14 protein-coding genes are annotated in these 16,111 nt (G+C 63.3%); 3 read left to right on the top strand and 11 right to left on the bottom strand.

Annotated elements, in window-relative coordinates; translation table 11 throughout:
- Positions 1-285: 285 nt before the first annotated feature.
- The 5 genes from V7787_RS31680 to V7787_RS31660 form a co-directional block, all read right to left on the bottom strand.
- Positions 286-1,311, bottom strand: a complete 1,026-nt coding sequence (locus V7787_RS31680) for a putative 2-aminoethylphosphonate ABC transporter substrate-binding protein (protein ID WP_014592747.1) — start codon at positions 1,309-1,311, stop codon at positions 286-288.
- An 18-nt stretch (positions 1,312-1,329) separates the two neighbouring features.
- The gene (locus V7787_RS31675; RefSeq protein WP_104886935.1) at positions 1,330-3,054 is read right to left on the bottom strand and encodes a putative 2-aminoethylphosphonate ABC transporter permease subunit; all 1,725 of its coding nucleotides are present in this window, start codon (positions 3,052-3,054) and stop codon (positions 1,330-1,332) included.
- Between the two features lies 1 nt (position 3,055).
- Positions 3,056-4,114: a putative 2-aminoethylphosphonate ABC transporter ATP-binding protein gene (locus V7787_RS31670; protein WP_336091368.1), complete on the bottom strand. Its 1,059-nt coding sequence runs from the start codon at positions 4,112-4,114 to the stop codon at positions 3,056-3,058.
- Positions 4,115-4,394: 280 nt separating this feature from the next.
- Positions 4,395-5,264 carry a LysR family transcriptional regulator gene (locus V7787_RS31665; RefSeq protein WP_010955674.1) on the bottom strand — a complete coding sequence of 290 codons (870 nt, stop codon included), beginning with the start codon at positions 5,262-5,264 and terminating at the stop codon, positions 4,395-4,397.
- A gap of 9 nt (positions 5,265-5,273) precedes the next feature.
- Positions 5,274-7,526: a heavy metal translocating P-type ATPase gene (locus V7787_RS31660; RefSeq protein WP_336091366.1), complete on the bottom strand. Its 2,253-nt coding sequence runs from the start codon at positions 7,524-7,526 to the stop codon at positions 5,274-5,276.
- 83 nt (positions 7,527-7,609) lie between these two features.
- On the opposite strand from V7787_RS31660, the gene cadR reads away from it, so the two are divergent.
- On the top strand, positions 7,610-8,053 hold the full coding sequence (gene cadR / locus V7787_RS31655) for a cadmium resistance transcriptional regulator CadR (RefSeq protein WP_019439122.1): 444 nt from the start codon (positions 7,610-7,612) through the stop codon (positions 8,051-8,053).
- A gap of 118 nt (positions 8,054-8,171) precedes the next feature.
- Here cadR and V7787_RS31650 read toward each other — a convergent pair whose 3' ends face one another.
- Genes V7787_RS31650 through V7787_RS31640 form a run of 3 tightly spaced genes read right to left on the bottom strand, consistent with a single transcriptional unit; the run spans position 8,172 to position 10,800 of the window.
- Complete coding sequence (locus V7787_RS31650) at positions 8,172-9,143, bottom strand: thymidylate synthase (RefSeq protein ID WP_003249029.1); 972 nt, start codon at positions 9,141-9,143, stop codon at positions 8,172-8,174.
- 51 nt (positions 9,144-9,194) lie between these two features.
- A complete protein-coding gene (gene lgt, locus V7787_RS31645) occupies positions 9,195-10,001 on the bottom strand; it encodes a prolipoprotein diacylglyceryl transferase (protein WP_003249027.1) in 807 nt (268 codons plus the stop codon).
- Positions 10,002-10,017: 16 nt separating this feature from the next.
- Positions 10,018-10,800 (bottom strand): sulfite exporter TauE/SafE family protein, encoded by a 783-nt coding sequence (locus V7787_RS31640; RefSeq protein WP_003249024.1) that lies wholly within the window; start codon positions 10,798-10,800, stop codon positions 10,018-10,020.
- A 130-nt stretch (positions 10,801-10,930) separates the two neighbouring features.
- On the opposite strand from V7787_RS31640, the gene V7787_RS31635 reads away from it, so the two are divergent.
- On the top strand, positions 10,931-11,677 hold the full coding sequence (locus tag V7787_RS31635) for an NRDE family protein (protein WP_064492973.1): 747 nt from the start codon (positions 10,931-10,933) through the stop codon (positions 11,675-11,677).
- 281 nt (positions 11,678-11,958) lie between these two features.
- Here the strand turns inward: V7787_RS31635 and ptsP are convergent, their stop codons facing one another.
- Both ptsP and V7787_RS31625 read right to left on the bottom strand, forming a co-directional pair.
- Positions 11,959-14,238 carry a phosphoenolpyruvate--protein phosphotransferase gene (ptsP, locus tag V7787_RS31630; protein WP_003249020.1) on the bottom strand — a complete coding sequence of 760 codons (2,280 nt, stop codon included), beginning with the start codon at positions 14,236-14,238 and terminating at the stop codon, positions 11,959-11,961.
- Positions 14,239-14,260: 22 nt separating this feature from the next.
- Positions 14,261-14,740, bottom strand: coding sequence for an RNA pyrophosphohydrolase (locus tag V7787_RS31625; protein WP_003249017.1), 480 nt, complete (start codon positions 14,738-14,740; stop codon positions 14,261-14,263).
- 141 nt (positions 14,741-14,881) lie between these two features.
- Between V7787_RS31625 and V7787_RS31620 the strand changes: the two genes are divergently transcribed.
- A complete protein-coding gene (locus V7787_RS31620) occupies positions 14,882-15,538 on the top strand; it encodes an HAD family hydrolase (protein ID WP_010955680.1) in 657 nt (218 codons plus the stop codon).
- 129 nt (positions 15,539-15,667) lie between these two features.
- Here V7787_RS31620 and V7787_RS31615 read toward each other — a convergent pair whose 3' ends face one another.
- Positions 15,668-16,093 carry a DUF2269 domain-containing protein gene (locus V7787_RS31615; protein WP_010955681.1) on the bottom strand — a complete coding sequence of 142 codons (426 nt, stop codon included), beginning with the start codon at positions 16,091-16,093 and terminating at the stop codon, positions 15,668-15,670.
- Positions 16,094-16,111 lie beyond the last annotated feature (18 nt).

The following is a 16,111-nucleotide window of genomic DNA, read 5'->3' as shown; positions in this document are numbered from 1 at the left end:
CCGCCAATCCGGAGCGGGTTTACCCGCGAATACGGTGGCGGCGGCAACGGTGAGCGGCGGGTAGAAATTGGCCAGCAGGGCCGGCCTCTTCGCGGGTAAACCCGCTCCTACACGGCGGCCTGTGTCCAACCACCGATGTGCGCCCACCACCAATCCGGTGTAGGAGCGGGTTTACCCGCGAATACGGTAGCGGCAGCAACAGTGAACGGCGGGTGGAAATTGGCCAGCAGGGCCGGCCCTTTCACGGTTTACCCGCGAAGAGGCCGGCCCTGCAATAGTGAAGCGTTACTGCTGGGCCACCTTCTCCGACTTGCCGTCATAGCGCTTGCGCCATTCGGCCAGAATCTGGTCGCGGTTCTTCGAGGCCCAGGCAAAGTCGTTCTTGATCAGCCGCTGCTCATAATCCGCCGGTAGCTCGGTCTGCGGCTTGGCGATGCCCGGCGCGGCCAGTACGGCGAAGTTTTCCTTGTACAGTTCCATGGCCGCCGGGCTGGCCGAGAAATCGGCCAGGCGCTTGGCCGCATCTGCCTTGGGCGAGCCTTTGATCACTGCGGTTGCCTCGATCTCCCAGCCCAAACCCTCCTTTGGCAACACGATGTCCAACGGCGCGCCTTGGCGCTTGAGCTGAACGGCCGGGTATTCGAACGAAATACCGATCGGGAACTCGCCCGCCGCCGCCAGCTTGCACGGTTTGGAGCCGGAATGGACGTACTGGCCGATGTTCTGGTGCAGCGCATCCATGTAGGCCCAGCCCTGCGGCTCGCCAAAGGTCTGCAACCAGGCACTGACATCCAGGAAGCCGGTGCCGGACGAGGCCGGGTTGGGCATGACGATCTTGCCTTTGTACTCAGGCTTGGTCAGGTCCTGCCAGCTCACCGGTTTGCTCAGGCCCTGTTTCTCGGCCTCGATGGTGTTGAAGCAAATGGTGGCGGCCCACACGTCCATGCCGACCCAGGCTGGCGGGTTGGCGGCGTCGCGATAATTGCCGGAGATCTTGCCCAGGTCCTTTGGCGCATAGGCTTCGAGCATGCCGTTCTGGTCGAGGATGGCCAGGCTCGATGCCGCCAGCCCCCACACAGCGTCAGCTTGCGGGCGCTCTTTCTCCGCCAGCAGCTTGGCAGTGATGATGCCGGTGGAATCACGCACCCACTTGATCTCGATATCCGGGTTGGCTTTCTCAAAGGCCTGCTTGTAGGTTTTCAGCTGCTCGGCTTCCAGGGCGGTGTAGACCGTCAGTTGGGTATCGGCGGCCGAAGCCTGCAGGCTGAACACGGCGGAAACGGCAACGGCAAGTGCAAGGTGCTTGTGCATGGGTAGGTTCCTTACAGGTCAGACGGTCGCGGCGCGTTGGCGCCAGGCTTGGGAGCGGCGCAGCAGGCCGCGCGAGGCTGCAGCCAGCAACAGTGAAGCGCCGGCACTGGTCAGCAGGATCAAGGTGGACATGGCGGCGGCACCGCCAACGTTGCCGGCGTCGTCCATGTTCAGCACGGCAACGGCAGCCAGGATGGTGTCGGGGCTGTACAGAAAGATCGCTGCCGACACGGTGGTCATCGCCGATACGAACAGGTAGCGGATGATGTCCAGCAGTGCCGGCAGGCAAATCGGCACGGTCACGCGCAGGAAGTGCCTGTACAGCGGCGCTTTCAGCGACATCGCGGCAGCCTCGAACTCGCCGTCGAGCTGGCGCAGGGCGGTGGTCGCGGTCATCTGCGCGGTGGTCAGGTAATGGGCAATGGTGCACACCACCAGCAACCCCATGCCGCCGTACAGCACATGCAGCGGGTTACCGTTCAGGTTGAAGAAGAATACGTAGCCCAGGCCCAGCACCAGGCCCGGCACGGCCATGGGGATGAAGCTGAGCAGGCGCAGCGCATGGTTGAGCAGGCGTTGGCCCTGGGTCTTCTCCATCAGGTAGGCACCGGTGAAGATCACGATGCTGCCGATCAGTGCGGTGCCAATGGCCATGGTCACGCTATTGCGGTAGGCCAGCCAGCCGCCACCGGCAGTGTCTTCGAACAGGTAGTGGCGCAGCGACAACGACAGGTTGTAGGGCCAGAAAGTGACCAGCGAGGAGTACACCGCCATACCGATCACCACCAGCAACGCCGCGCACACCAGCAGCACAATGGTCAGGAAGCAGGCATCACGACCGCGTGATGGCTTGGGTTCGAACACCTGCGCACGGCCACCCATGGCGTCGCCCTGGCGTCTACGCAGCCAGGCGTCGACGGTAAAGCTGAACAGGGCCGGCAACAGCAGCACCATGCCGATCAGCGCGCCACGGCCGAACTGTTGCTGGCCCACCACCGCCTTGTAGGCTTCCAGCGCCAGCACTTGATAGTCGCCCCCCACCACGACCGGTACACCGAAGTCTGTGATAGTCAGCGTGAATACCAGGCAAAACGCCGCGAATACCGCCTGGCGCGAGGCCGGCCAGGTGATGCTGGTGAACGCACGCCACGAGCCTGCCCCCATACTGGAGGCCGCATCGAACAGGCGAGCATCGGCCAGTGACAGTGCCGACAGCAGAATCATCAGCGCATGCGGGAAGGTGTAGATGGCCTCGCCCAGCACGATGCCCCAGAAGCCGTAGATATTGTCGCTGAGCAACCCACGCAGCAGGCCCTGGTTGCCAAACAGGTAGACCAGGGCGATGGCCGGCAGCATCGACGGTGCCAGCAATGGCAGCAGCGAAATCCCCCGCCACAGGCCCTTGGCCGGAATCAACGTGCGTTGCAGGGCAAAGGCGAACAAATAGGCCAGCGGTACCACAATGGCCGCGACGGTGAAGGCCACCGACAGGCTGTTGCCAAGCAACCAATGGAAGCTGGCGCTGGTGAACAGTTCACGGGCCGCCAGCAAGCCACCGCCCTGGCCCGCTTCACCGCTGAAACCACGCCAGAAGATCGCCAGCAACGGCATCAGCACGGCCAGCACCAACAGGATCAGCAGCAGGCTCTTGCCGCCGACGACGAACAGCCGGTCACCCAGGGCGATGCCAGCACGCGGCGCGGCTTTGGCCTGGCTCAACGGCAGGGACATTGGCGCGGCCATCTCAGGCAAACACCTGCAGGCTCTGCGGCGGCAACGCCACCCAGATGTCCTGCGAGCCCAGGCGCGGCATGGCCTCAGGGGCCAGCTCGGCCAGCAGGGCATGGCCTGGCAGGGCCTTGAGTTCAAAGCTCATGCGGCAGCGGTTACCGAGGAAGGTGATTTCGCGGACCATGGCCGGGAACAGGTTCTCTTCGTGCACCACCGGGTTGACCGTGATCGCTTCCGGGCGGCAGAACAGCCGGCCACTGCTGGCCTGGGCTGAACCCGGCGCCAGGCGCATGTTCATGTCGCCGACCAGGGCATGGCTGTCGCTGCGGCGCTGGAACGGCAGCCAGTTGCCCTGGCCGACGAACTCGGCCACGAACGGCGTGGCCGGGTGGTCGTAGATTTCCTGCGGGGTGGCGTACTGCTCGACCTGACCGTTGCTCATCACCGCAATGCGGTCGGCCATCAACATGGCCTCGTCCTGGTTGTGGGTAACCATCAACGTGGTGATGCCCAGTTGGCGCTGCAGCTGACGCAGTTCGGTGCACAAGTGCTCGCGCACCCGGGCGTCCAGCGCCGACATCGGCTCATCGAGCAGCAGCAGCGATGGCGACGGTGCCAGCGCGCGGGCCAGGGCCACACGTTGCTGCTGGCCACCGGAGAGCTGGCCTGGGTACTTCTTCTCGCTGCCAGACAGGCCAACCAGTTCGAGCATTTCGGCCACCCGCTGACGGGCCTGCTCGCGACCACTGCCCGTCAGGCCATAGGCGATATTGGCTTCGACGGTAAGGTTGGGAAACAGCGCATAGGACTGGAACAGGATGCCGTAGTCCCGCGCCTGGGGTGACAGCTTGGAGATATCGCGTTCGCCGATGTACAGCGTACCGCGATCCTGGCGCTCCAGGCCGGCAATGCAACGCAGCAGCGTGGTCTTGCCACAGCCGGATGGGCCGAGCAGGCACACCAGTTCGCCCGCGGCGATGTCCAGCGAGACATCGTTGAGCGCCGTAAAGGCACCGAAGCGCTTGTGGATGTTGCGCACTTTAATCTGTGCGCCGGGGGTGGTGTGGTTCATGGCATGGCCTCATCGAAGAGATGGGGCCATGCTAGGCAGGCTGTGCGAAGGTTCTGTGGCTTTAAGGCAAAAGCCGGTGATAGTGGTATAGGTAGATTTAGTAGTGGCCTGTACCGGCCTCTTCGCGGGTAAACCTGCTCCTACAACGGAATGCGTGTTTGCGGAAAATGCAGACATGCGTGTTCGCGGAAAATGCAGGCATGCGCGTTCGCAGAAATGCAGGCATGCGTGTTCGCAGAAATGCAGGAGCGGGTTTACCCGCGAACAAGCCAACACGAATCTAGAACTGCGAACCGGCCACTTCCTGCGCCACCCCCAGGAATGCCGCCGGCAACCGGGCCTGGCGCCGCTCCTTCAGGCAATACAGGTACTCATGCATCACCGGCGCATTTTCCAGCGCCAGCACCCGGAGTTCGGGATTGTGCGGCACCTCATGGCGGGCAATCACGCTGATGCCGATATTGCGCAGCACCGCTTCGCGGATCGACTCGCGGCTGCCGATTTCCATCATGGCGCTGGCCTTGACCCCAGCCTCCTGCATCATCTGCTCGGTCAGCTTGCGTGTGGTCGAGCCCTTCTCGCGCATCAGCAGGCAATGCCCCGACACCACCTCGATCGACACCGTCTGGCGATGGGCCAGCGGATGGTTGCGGTGCACCGCCACCACCAAAGGGTCAGTGCCCAGTATCCGCCGCACCAACCGTGCGTCCTCCACCCATTGCGACGACGCGGCAATGTCCACCCGGTAATCCTCGAGCATTTCCAGCACCTGCTGCGAGTTGCCGATCTCCACCGCCACTTCAACCTGCGGCAGGCGTTCGCGATAGATCTTGACCAGGTCGAGAATGTAGTAAGGCGCAGTGGCAGCAATGCGCAGGCTGCCCTGGGCCTGGCCACTGTTGCGCAGCTCGAACTCGATGTCGGCTTCCTGCTGCAGCAGCGCCTTGACCATCGGCAGCAGGCGTAAGCCCTCCTCGCTCAACACCAGGCGCCGCCCGCCGCGGTAGAACAGCTCCACGGCGTACTGGCCTTCCAGGCTGCGGATCTGCGTGGTCACCGTGGGCTGGCTGAGGCCAAGCTTCTTCGCCGCCTGGGTGATGCTGCCCAGACGGGCCACCATGTAGAAGGCCTTCAGCTCGGAACTCAGCATGTACGTCCTCTATTTGCGCAAAAGGCGCAAGCCGTTGAACACCACCAGCAAGCTCACGCCCATATCAGCGAACACCGCCATCCACATCGTGGCCATGCCGGCGAAGGTGATCGCCAGAAATATCGCCTTGATGCCCAACGCCAGGACGATGTTCTGCATGAGAATCGCCGCACTTTGGCGCGACAGCCTGACGAAGGCCGGGATTTTGCGCAAGTCATCGTCCATCAGCGCCACATCGGCCGTCTCGATGGCGGTGTCGGTGCCGGCAGCAGCCATGGCAAAACCGATTTCGGCGCGGGCCAGTGCCGGGGCGTCGTTGATGCCGTCACCGACCATGCCCACCCGATGGCCCTGGGCGTACAACGCCTCAATGGTTCTCAGCTTGTCGGCCGGCAACAGGTTGCCCTCGGCGCGGTCGATCCCCACCACGGCGGCAATGGCCTGCGCAGTATGCGGATTGTCACCGGTCAGCATGACAGTCTTGATACCCAGCTGATGCAATTCAGCGATCGCCTGACGGCTGCTGTCCTTGACCGTGTCGGCCACAGCGAACAGTGCCAGTGGCCCGGAGCGGTCAAGCAGCAGGACCACGGTCTTGCCCTGGCGCTCCAGCGCATCCAGTTGGGCCTCCAGCGCTGGCGAACACAGCCCCAGCTCCTCGACCAGGCGGTGGTTGCCCAAGTGGTAGACCTCACCCGCGATGACGCCACGTACGCCGCGCCCGGCCAGCGCAACGAAGTCACTGACCTCGCTCAAGGCCAGGCCTTGCTGCTTGCCGAACTCGGCAATGGCGCGGGACACCGGGTGGTCCGAACGCTCGCCCAGGCTGGCCGCCAAGGCTTGCGCACGGTCTTCGAACAGCGGCGCCAGCACCTTGGCGTCGGTCTGCACCGGCTTGCCATGGGTAATGGTGCCGGTCTTGTCTAGGGCCAGGAAATCCAGGTGGCGGCCACCCTCCAGGTACACGCCACCCTTGATCAGGATGCCTTTGCGCGCAGCGGCGGCCAGGCCACTGACGATGGTCACCGGGGTCGAGATCACCAGCGCGCAGGGGCAGGCCACCACCAGCAGCACCAAGGCGCGGTAAACCCAGTCGAACCAGGCGCCAGCCATGAACAGCGGGGGTAACAGCGCCACGGCCAGCGCAATGGCAAATACCACCGGGGTGTAGATACGCGAGAATCGGTCGACGAAGCGTTGGGTAGGCGCCCGCGCGCCCTGCGCTTCCTCCACAGCCTTGATGATCCGCGCCAGGGTCGACTGCCCGGCAGCGGCGGTGACGCGAAACTCCAGCGCCCCCGCCTGGTTGATGGTGCCAGCGAACAGCTTGTCGCCCACCCCCTTCTCCACAGGCAGGCTTTCGCCGGTAATCGGTGCCTGATCCACGCTGGATTGCCCGCTGGTCACTTCACCGTCCAGGCCGACGCGCTCACCAGGGCGCACCCGCACCAGTGCGCCGATGGCCACCTCACGCACTTCCAGCTCGCGCCACTGGCCATCGGCCTGCTGCACCGTAGCCATGTCCGGGGTCAGCTGCATCAACCCGCCGATGGCATTGCGCGCACGGTCCAGCGAGCGCGCTTCGATCAGTTCGGCAACGGTGAACAGCACCATGACCATCGCCGCCTCCGGCCACTGGCCGATCAATACGGCCCCCGTCACGGCGATACTCATCAGCGCATTGATGTTGAGGTTACGGTTTTTCAGGGCAATCCAGCCCTTCTTGTAGGTACCCAGGCCGCAACCGAGGATCGCGGCAAGCGCCAGTCCCGCTACCACCCACTCAGGGGCCAGTGCAGCAAAGTGCACGATTTCGGCGGCGATCGCGGCGACGCCCGACAATGCCAGTGGCCACCAGCGGGCCTTGGCCGGTTGTGGCACGCTGGCGCTGCCGTCGTCCTGGGCGGCAATCGGCTCGGCCTTCATGCCCAGGCTGTCGATAGCCCGCTCGATATCGGCGGTGCCGTCCAAGGTGTGGCGCACGCCAAGCACGCGGTTGATCAGGTTGAATTCCAGCTGTTCGATACCGGCCAGCTTGCTCAGTTTGTCCTGAATCAGGGTCTGCTCGGTGGGGCAGTCCATGGCCTCGATGCGGAAACGGCTGAGTTGTGCCTGGGCACTGGCCGTTTCGCTCAGTTGCACCAGCGGCGGCGCGGCTTTGGCGCCGCAGCAGCTGTGGCCGTGGGCAGCATGGCCATGGTCGTCATCACCATGAGCGTGATCGTGCGGATGCTTGTGTTCGTGGCTGACAGGCTGGTTCATGGGGTCATCCTTAAATTGAGCCTGTTGCCAAGTGAACACCCTGTAGCCACTATAGGGTCAAGCCACTTGCTGGAGATTTCGCGATGAAGATCGGAGAACTGGCCAAAGCCACCGACTGCGCGGTGGAAACCATCCGCTACTACGAGCGTGAAAACCTGCTGCCGGAGCCGGCGCGCAGCGAGGGCAACTACCGGTTGTACACCCAGGCCCATGTGGAGCGGCTGACCTTCATCCGCAACTGTCGCACGCTGGACATGACCCTGGACGAAATTCGCAGCCTGCTACGCCTGCGCGACAGCCCCGCCGACGCGTGCGGCAGCGTCAATGCGCTGATCGACGAGCATATCGAGCATGTTCAGGCGCGGATCGATGGCCTGGTGGCATTGCAGGAGCAGCTGGTGGAGCTGCGGCGGCGCTGCAACGCGCAGGGGAGTGAATGCGCGATCTTGCAGCAACTGGAGACGAACGGGGCGGTATCGGTGCCGGATACCGAGCATTCGCATGTGGGGCGGAGTCATGGGCATTAAGCCAGAAGCTTCGCGGGTGAACCCGCTCCTACATGGACCGCGCAGGACTTAGGCCTGTGCAGTACCCCGTAGGAGCGGGTTCACCCGCGAAGAGGCCAGTTCGAACAATGAAGATCTATCAGACCGCCATCGGCGCTGTCATCGGCGCATGGTGCTCATAGCCTTCCAGCCAGAAATCACTCGGTTCGATCTTCTCTAGCCACTCCGGCTCGTATTTACCAGTCTCGGCAAACGACGGCACACGGTCGCTGATGACCAGCTTCGGCGCTTCCAGCGGCTCGCGCTTGAGCTGCTCGTTGAGCATGTCCAGGTGGTTTTCATACACATGGGCATCGCCGATGAAGTAGGTGAACCAGCGCGGTGTATAGCCGGTCAGGCGGCCAAACAGCGACAGCAGCGCCGCGCCTTCGGTGAGGTTGAACGGCGTGCCCAGCCCCAGGTCGTTGGAGCGGATGTAGAGGGTCAGGGAAATTTCCCTGGTCTCGACATTCGGGTGGAACTGGTACAGCAAGTGACACGGTGGCAGTGCCATTTCGTCCAGTTGCGCGCAGTTCCAGCCGTGGAACAGGATGCGGCGGCTACCCGGGTCGTTGGCGATGGTGTCCAGGCACTGGCGCACCTGGTCGATCGCCTTGTACAGGATGACGAACGCGACGCCGTCCTCTTCGTCCTGGGCAATGCGGCGGAAACCGGCTTGCTCGGCCATTTCGATGGCCGCCGGGTTGCTCAGCGGGATGCGCTTGTAGCCCGGCCACTGGCGCCATTGCACGCCATAGATCTCGCCCAGGTCGTCATGGCCCTGGCGGAACGGGTTGGCCAGCCACTGGGCGTTTTCGTTGGCGTTCTGGTCCCAGACCTTGCAGCCAAGCTCACGGAACTCACCGGCGTTCTTCACGCCACGCAGGAAACCGACCATTTCACCGATCGCCGACTTGAACGCCAGCTTGCGCGTGGTAATGGCCGGAAAGCCCTTCTGCAGGTCGAAACGCAGCATCGCGCCCGGCAGGCTGATGGTGCGGATGCCGGTGCGGTTTCCCTGCAACGTGCCGTTATCAATGACGTCGCGGACCAGGTCCAGATACTGTTTCATGGCTTACCTGTAGCAAAAACGGCAGGGGGATCGCCCCTGCCGTGGGATTAATCAGGCGGGTTTCGCCGTGGGCTTGCGATTATAAGCCCACCAGATCAGACCGAGGCCAGCCAGGATCATCGGCACACAGAGAATCTGACCCATGGTCAGCCAGCCCCAGGCGATGTAACCCAGTTGGGCATCCGGCACCCGCACGAATTCGACGATGAAGCGGAAGATACCGTAGAACAGCGCAAACATGCCTGACACCGCCATGGTCGGCCGTGGCTTGCGCGAGAACAGCCACAGGATGACGAACAGCGCCACGCCCTCAAGGGCGAACTGGTAGAGCTGCGACGGGTGGCGCGGCAACTGGGCCGGATCGCTGAACGGCGGGAAGATCATCGCCCATGGCACGTCGGTGGGTTTGCCCCACAGTTCGGCGTTGATGAAGTTGCCGATACGCCCGGCACCCAGGCCAATCGGTACCAGCGGGGCGACGAAGTCCATCAGCTCGAAGAACGACTTGTTGTTGCGCTTGCCGAACCACAAGGCCGCCAGCATCACGCCGATGAAGCCGCCGTGGAACGACATACCGCCTTTCCATACCTCGAAGATCAGCGTCGGGTTGGCCAGGTAGGCGTGCAAGTCGTAGAACAGCACATAGCCCAGGCGCCCGCCGACAATCACCCCCATCGACAGCCAGAACACCAGGTCGGACAGCTTCTCGCGGCTCCAGGTGGGGTCGAAGCGGTTCAGCCGGCGTGAGGCCAGCAGCCAGGCACCGCCGATGCCGATCAGGTACATCAGGCCGTACCAATGGATTTTCAGCGGCCCGATGGCCAAGGCCACGGGGTCTATCTGCGGGTAAGGCAGCATGGAACTTCCTCTCGATTCAAATCAAAAAGCTGAGGCCGACACAGAACAGCAGGGCTGCGAACAGGCGTTTCAACAAACGGGGCGACAGCTTGTGCGCCAGGCGCGCGCCGAAGCGGGCGAAGAACATGCTGGTCACGGCAATGCCGACCAGCGCCGGCAGGTACACGTAACCCAGGCTGTGGGGCGGCAGGTGCTCCTCGTGCCAACCCAGCAGCATGAAGCTCAGGGCACTGGCCACAGCAATCGGCAGGCCGCAGGCCGATGACGTGGCCACTGCTTGCTGCATGGGCAGGCTACGCCAGGTGAGGAACGGCACCGTCAGCGAACCACCGCCAATGCCGAAAATGGCCGAGGCCCAGCCAATCACGCCACCTGCACCGATCAGCCCAGGTTTACCGGGGACGCCACGGCTGGCCTTGGGTTTGAGGTCAAGGGCCATCTGGGCGGCGATGACCAGGGCGAACACACCGATGATCTTCTGCAGCAGTGGGCCCTGGATCAGCGAAGCGGTCTTGGCACCGACACCGGCCCCCAGGAGGATGCCGATGGTCATCCAGATGAAGATCGGCCATTGCACCGCGCGCTTGCGGTGGTGCTCCCGCACGGCGTTGATCGAGGTGAAGACGATGGTGGCCAGTGACGTGCCGACGGCCAGGTGGGTCAGCACCGAAGCGTCGAAACCCTGCAGGGTAAAGCTGAACACCAGCACCGGCACGATGATGATGCCGCCGCCCACGCCGAACAGCCCGGCCAGCACACCGGCACAGGCGCCCAACAACAGATAGAGCACGAATTCCATTCGGCGTCCCCTAGAAATCAATCCGGCATGGTAACGGAAGCCGGGCTCGGGGCTCTAGTGAACTCTGTGTCAGGATGGATCCGCATCGTTCCTGTGGGTACAGTGACCAAAAAACAAAGAGGCCCAACCTATGTGCCTGATCGTATTTGCCTGGCGGCCGGGGCACACCCTGCCGCTGATCGTGGCGGCCAACCGCGACGAATTCTATGCCCGCCCCACTCAGCCCCTGGCGGCCTGGGAGGATGCACCTGGGGTGCATGCCGGGCGCGACCTGGAGGCAGGCGGTACCTGGCTGGGCGTAGGACCACAGGGGCGCTTTGCCGCGCTGACCAACATCCGCGACCCGGCCCAGGCGCAGGGGCCCCGCTCGCGGGGTGAGCTGGTGGCGGCGTTTCTGCAGGGCGAGCTAGGGGTCGAGGCTTACCTGGACCAGGTGGCCAGCCGTAGCGGGCAGTACTCGGGGTTCAACCTGCTGGTGGGTGATGGGCAGCAACTGGGTTATCTGCATGCCCGTGAGGCCACGCCGCGCCTGCTGAAGGCTGGGGTTTACGGGCTTTCGAACGCCGGGCTGGATACACCGTGGCCGAAGCTGGTGAAGGCACGTGACAGGCTGGAAAACCTGCTGGACACGCCGGAGCCGCACAGGCTGCTGGCTTTACTCGCGGATAACGAGCCCGCGGCTGATGGAGACCTACCCGAGACAGGCGTGGGGTTGGCGACCGAGAAGTTGCTGTCGAGCGTCTTCATCGCCAGCCAGAATTACGGGACCCGGGCGAGTACAGTGCTGATTGTGGATGATCAGGGGCAAAGGCGGCTGGTTGAGCGCAGTTTCGGGCCTTTTGGCGGGCATTTGGGGGAAATTGAGTTGTTGGTCTGAGTATTTGATGTTGTCTGTTCGGGCCTCTTCGCGGGTAAACCCGCTCCTACCACGTACACACATCTGAGGTTGGACACAGGCCGTTGTAGGAGCGGGTTCACCCGCGAAGAGGCCGGACCTGCTGGCCAATCTCCACCACCCGTTCACCGTTTCCGCCGCCATCGTATTCGCGGGTAAACCCGCTCCTACAATAATCGGGTGACACACATCGGGGGTTTAGGCGCTGGTCGGTTGTAGGAGCGGGTTCACCCGCGAAGAGGCCGGCACAGACAGCATCACCCTCACAGGGTTTTATTAGCCCCAGGCCCAATCATCCGCGCCAACCCAAGGTTCTTCAGCGCCAGTTGCAGCGAGCTGTGGATAACCTGCGGGTTGTCATGGCTCAAGGCCTCGGCCAGCAGTTCCTTGGCCTTGCCCATATTGATCTGGCGCAGCATCCACTTCACCTTCGGCAGGTTGGTGGCGTTCATCGACAGGCTGTCGAAGCCCATGGCCATCAACAGGACCGCCGCCGCCGGGTCACCGGCCATCTCGCCGCAGATGCTCACCGGCTTGCCTTCGCCATGGGCGTCGCGCACCACCGTGTTCAGCGCCTGCAGTACCGCCGGGTGCAGGTAATCGTACAGGTCGGCGACCCGCGGGTTGTTGCGGTCCACCGCCAGCAGGTACTGGGTCAGGTCGTTGGAGCCTACCGACAGGAAGTCCACCTGCCGCGCCAATTCCTTGGTCTGGTACACAGCCGCTGGAATTTCCACCATCACACCCACTGGTGGCATCGGTACATCGGTACCTTCGTCACGCACTTCACCCCAGGCTCGGTGGATCAGGTGCAGCGCCTCTTCCAGCTCGTGAATGCCGGAAATCATCGGCAGCAGGATGCGCAGGTTGTTCAGGCCCTCGCTGGCCTTGAGCATGGCGCGGGTCTGCACCAGGAAGATTTCCGGGTGGTCGAGGGTGACGCGGATGCCGCGCCAGCCAAGGAACGGGTTTTCTTCCTTGATGGGGAAGTACGACAGTGCCTTGTCACCACCGATGTCGAGGGTACGCATGGTCACCGGCAGCGGGTGGAAGGCCGCCAGCTGCTCACGGTAGATGGCCAGCTGCTCTTTCTCACTGGGGAAGCGCTGGTTGATCATGAACGGCACTTCAGTGCGGTACAGGCCTACCCCTTCGGCACCGCGCTGCTGGGCACGGGCCACGTCAGCGAGCAGGCCGGTGTTGACCCACAGGGGCATGCGATGGCCGTCGGGGGTGACGCACGGAAGTTCGCGCAGTGCATCCAGCCCTTGGGCCAGCTGGCGTTCCTCCTCGACCACTTCGCTGTACTGCTTGCGCAACACTTCGCTGGGGTTGGTGAACACCTCGCCCTTGTAGCCGTCGACGATCAGTTCAATACCGTCGACCTTGGAGTATGGCAGGTCGACCAGGCCCATCACCGTGGGGATGCCCATGGCCCGCGCGAGAATGGCGACGTGGGAGTTGCCCGAGCCGAGTACCGAGACCAGGCCGACCAGCTTGCCTTCCGGCACTTCACCGAGCATGGCCGGTGTCAGTTCCTCACTGACCAGGATGGTGTTGTCGGCATACACCAGCGACTGCGAGCGCGCTTCCTGCAGGTAGGCCAAAAGGCGGCGCCCCAGGTCCTTGACGTCGGAGGCACGCTCACGCAGGTAGTCGTCGTCCATCAGCTCGAAGCGGTTGACGTGCTCACCAACCACCTGGCGCAGGGCGCCCTGGGCCCATTGGCCGGTCTTGATGACCTCGGTCACCTCACCGCCCAGGGCTGCGTCTTCAAGCATCATCAGATAGACGTCGAACAGCGCACGCTCTTCCGGGCGCAGCTGGGTGGCCAGTTTGGCCGAAAGCTTGCGCATGTCGTCGCGCACACCTTCCAGGGCGTTCTGGAACAGCTTGAGTTCGGCGTCGATGTCATCGACTGTCTTGTCCGGGACCACTTCCAGGTCGGCCGGCGGCAACATCACCACCGCGCGCCCCACCGCGGCACCAGGCGAACCCGGCACACCCACGAAGCGCGCTTCCTGAATACCTTTGCCCTGACGGCCCAGGCCACGGATCGAGCCGGTAGCCTCGGCGTGGGCGATAACCCCGGCAAGCTGGGCGCTCATGGTGACCAGGAAGGCTTCCTCGCCCTCGTCGAACTGACGGCGCTCCTTTTGCTGGATGACCAGTACCCCGACCACACGGCGGTGGTGAATGATCGGCGCACCCAGGAAGGAGGCGAATTTCTCTTCGCCGGTTTCGGCAAAGTAGCGGTAACGCGGGTGGTCGGCGGCGTTTTCCAGGTTCAGCGGCTCTTCCCGGGTACCGACCAGGCCAACCAGGCCTTCGTTGGGGGCCATGCTGACCTTGCCGATGGAGCGCTTGTTCAGGCCTTCGGTAGCCATCAGCACGAAGCGGTTGGTTTCCGGGTCGAGCAGGTAGACCGAGCAGACCTGGCTGCCCATGGCTTCCTTGACGCGCAAGACAATGATCCCCAACGCCGACTTGAGATCTTTGGCGGAGTTTACTTCCTGGACGATCTTGCGCAGCGTATTGAGCATGGCTCGGGGTCGAACTCCGTCGTCAGTCGCGCGTCAACAGACGCGGTGCTAGCTCTTTCAGGGCGCGCCGGTACACCTCGCGCTTGAATGTCACAACCTGGCCCAGCGGATACCAATAGCTCACCCAGCGCCAGCCGTCGAATTCCGGCTTGCCGGTCAGGTCCATCCGCACCCGTTGTTCGTTGCTAACCAGGCGCAGCAGGAACCACTTCTGCTTCTGGCCGATGCACAGCGGCTGGCTGTGGGTACGTACCAATCGCTGGGGTAAACGATAACGCAACCAGCCACGGGTGCAGGCAAGAATTTCTACATCGTCGCGTTCAAGGCCAACTTCTTCGTTCAGCTCGCGGTACAGGGCGTCTTCCGGCGTCTCGTCAGGGTTGATACCACCCTGGGGGAATTGCCAGGCATCCTGGTTGATCCGTCGAGCCCATAGCACCTGCCCGGCATCATTCGTGAGAATGATCCCGACATTGGGGCGAAAACCATCCGGGTCGATCACGGCAGCAACCTCGCAAACGCATGTCAACGCATTGTTCCACAAAGCTTGCGAGCGCAGCAACGCGCCCGCCAAGCTTATGTGCAGCTGCGTGAAAACTGCGTATTCTGCGGGCCTACCCTGTGGCTGATGCGAGTGACCGCGATGCGCCTGGCTTTATTCGACCTGGACAATACCCTCCTCGGTGGCGACAGCGACCATGCCTGGGGTGACTATCTTTGCGAGCGCGGCATTCTCGACCCGGTCGCCTACAAGCAACGCAACGACAGCTTCTACCAGGATTACCTCAATGGCACCCTGGACCTGCAGGCCTACCTGGCCTTTTCCATGGAGATCCTGGCGGCAACACCCATGGCCCGGCTCGACGAATGGCACCGCGACTTCATGCGCGACTGCATCGAGCCCATCGTCCTGCCCAAGGCCCTGGCCTTACTGCAGCAGCACCGCGAGGCGGGCGACCAGCTGGTGATCATCACCGCTACCAACCGCTTCGTCACCGCACCGATCGCCCGGCGCCTGGGGGTGCGGGTGTTGCTGGCAACCGAATGCGAGGTGCGCGACGGCCGCTATACCGGGCGTAGTACCGATATACCGTGTTTCCGTGAAGGCAAAGTGACGCGGCTGGAGCGCTGGATGCTGGAGAACGGCTTTGATCTTGAGGACAGCTACTTCTATAGCGACTCGATGAATGACCTGCCGTTGTTGCAGCGGGTGACGCATGCAGTAGCAGTGGACCCGGCCCCGGACCTGCGGGCCGAGGCGGATAAGCGTGGGTGGCCGGTGATCTCGCTGCGGGATTGAGGTTTCGCGTGCCGGCCTTTTCGCGGGCACGCCCGCTCCCACAGGAATCACCACAGGCCTTGAGGGCTGCGCTGTACCTGTAGGAGCGGGTTCACCCGCGAAGAGGCCGGCACAAACAGCACAAGGCTGTCAGACCGGTTTGGCCCCCATCAGCCCGGCAATGGACAGGAAGCAAACCCCACTGAACACCGCCAGCGCCAAGGTAAACCGCAACCCCACCACCTCGGCCTTGCGCAGCCGGTTCAGCCGCACCAGTAGCCACCACACGGCAAACGCACCAAAGGTATAGATGACACTGGATGCCAACACCCAGGTCTGCCCCAGTGGCCAGCCCACCAGATGTACCAGCCACCAGCCGGTGAACGGCATGCTCACCAGGCACAGCCCCATCACCAGCCAGACAAACACCAACGGCCGGCGCAGCAGCTTGGCGTAGGCTTCGGCATCGCCCTGACGGCGAGCGCGCCAGGTCCAGATCGCCAGGCCCAGGGCGCCCAGAAACAGCAGCGCGGTGGCGATGATGTGCAGGGTCTTGAGCGTGGTCAGGTGTTCCATGTCTCGGTCGTCCTTAAA

Source organism: Pseudomonas sp. CGJS7 (genome assembly GCF_036961695.1).
The sequence above is the reverse complement of the archived record's forward strand: the minus strand, read 5'-3'. Positions and strand labels throughout refer to the sequence as shown.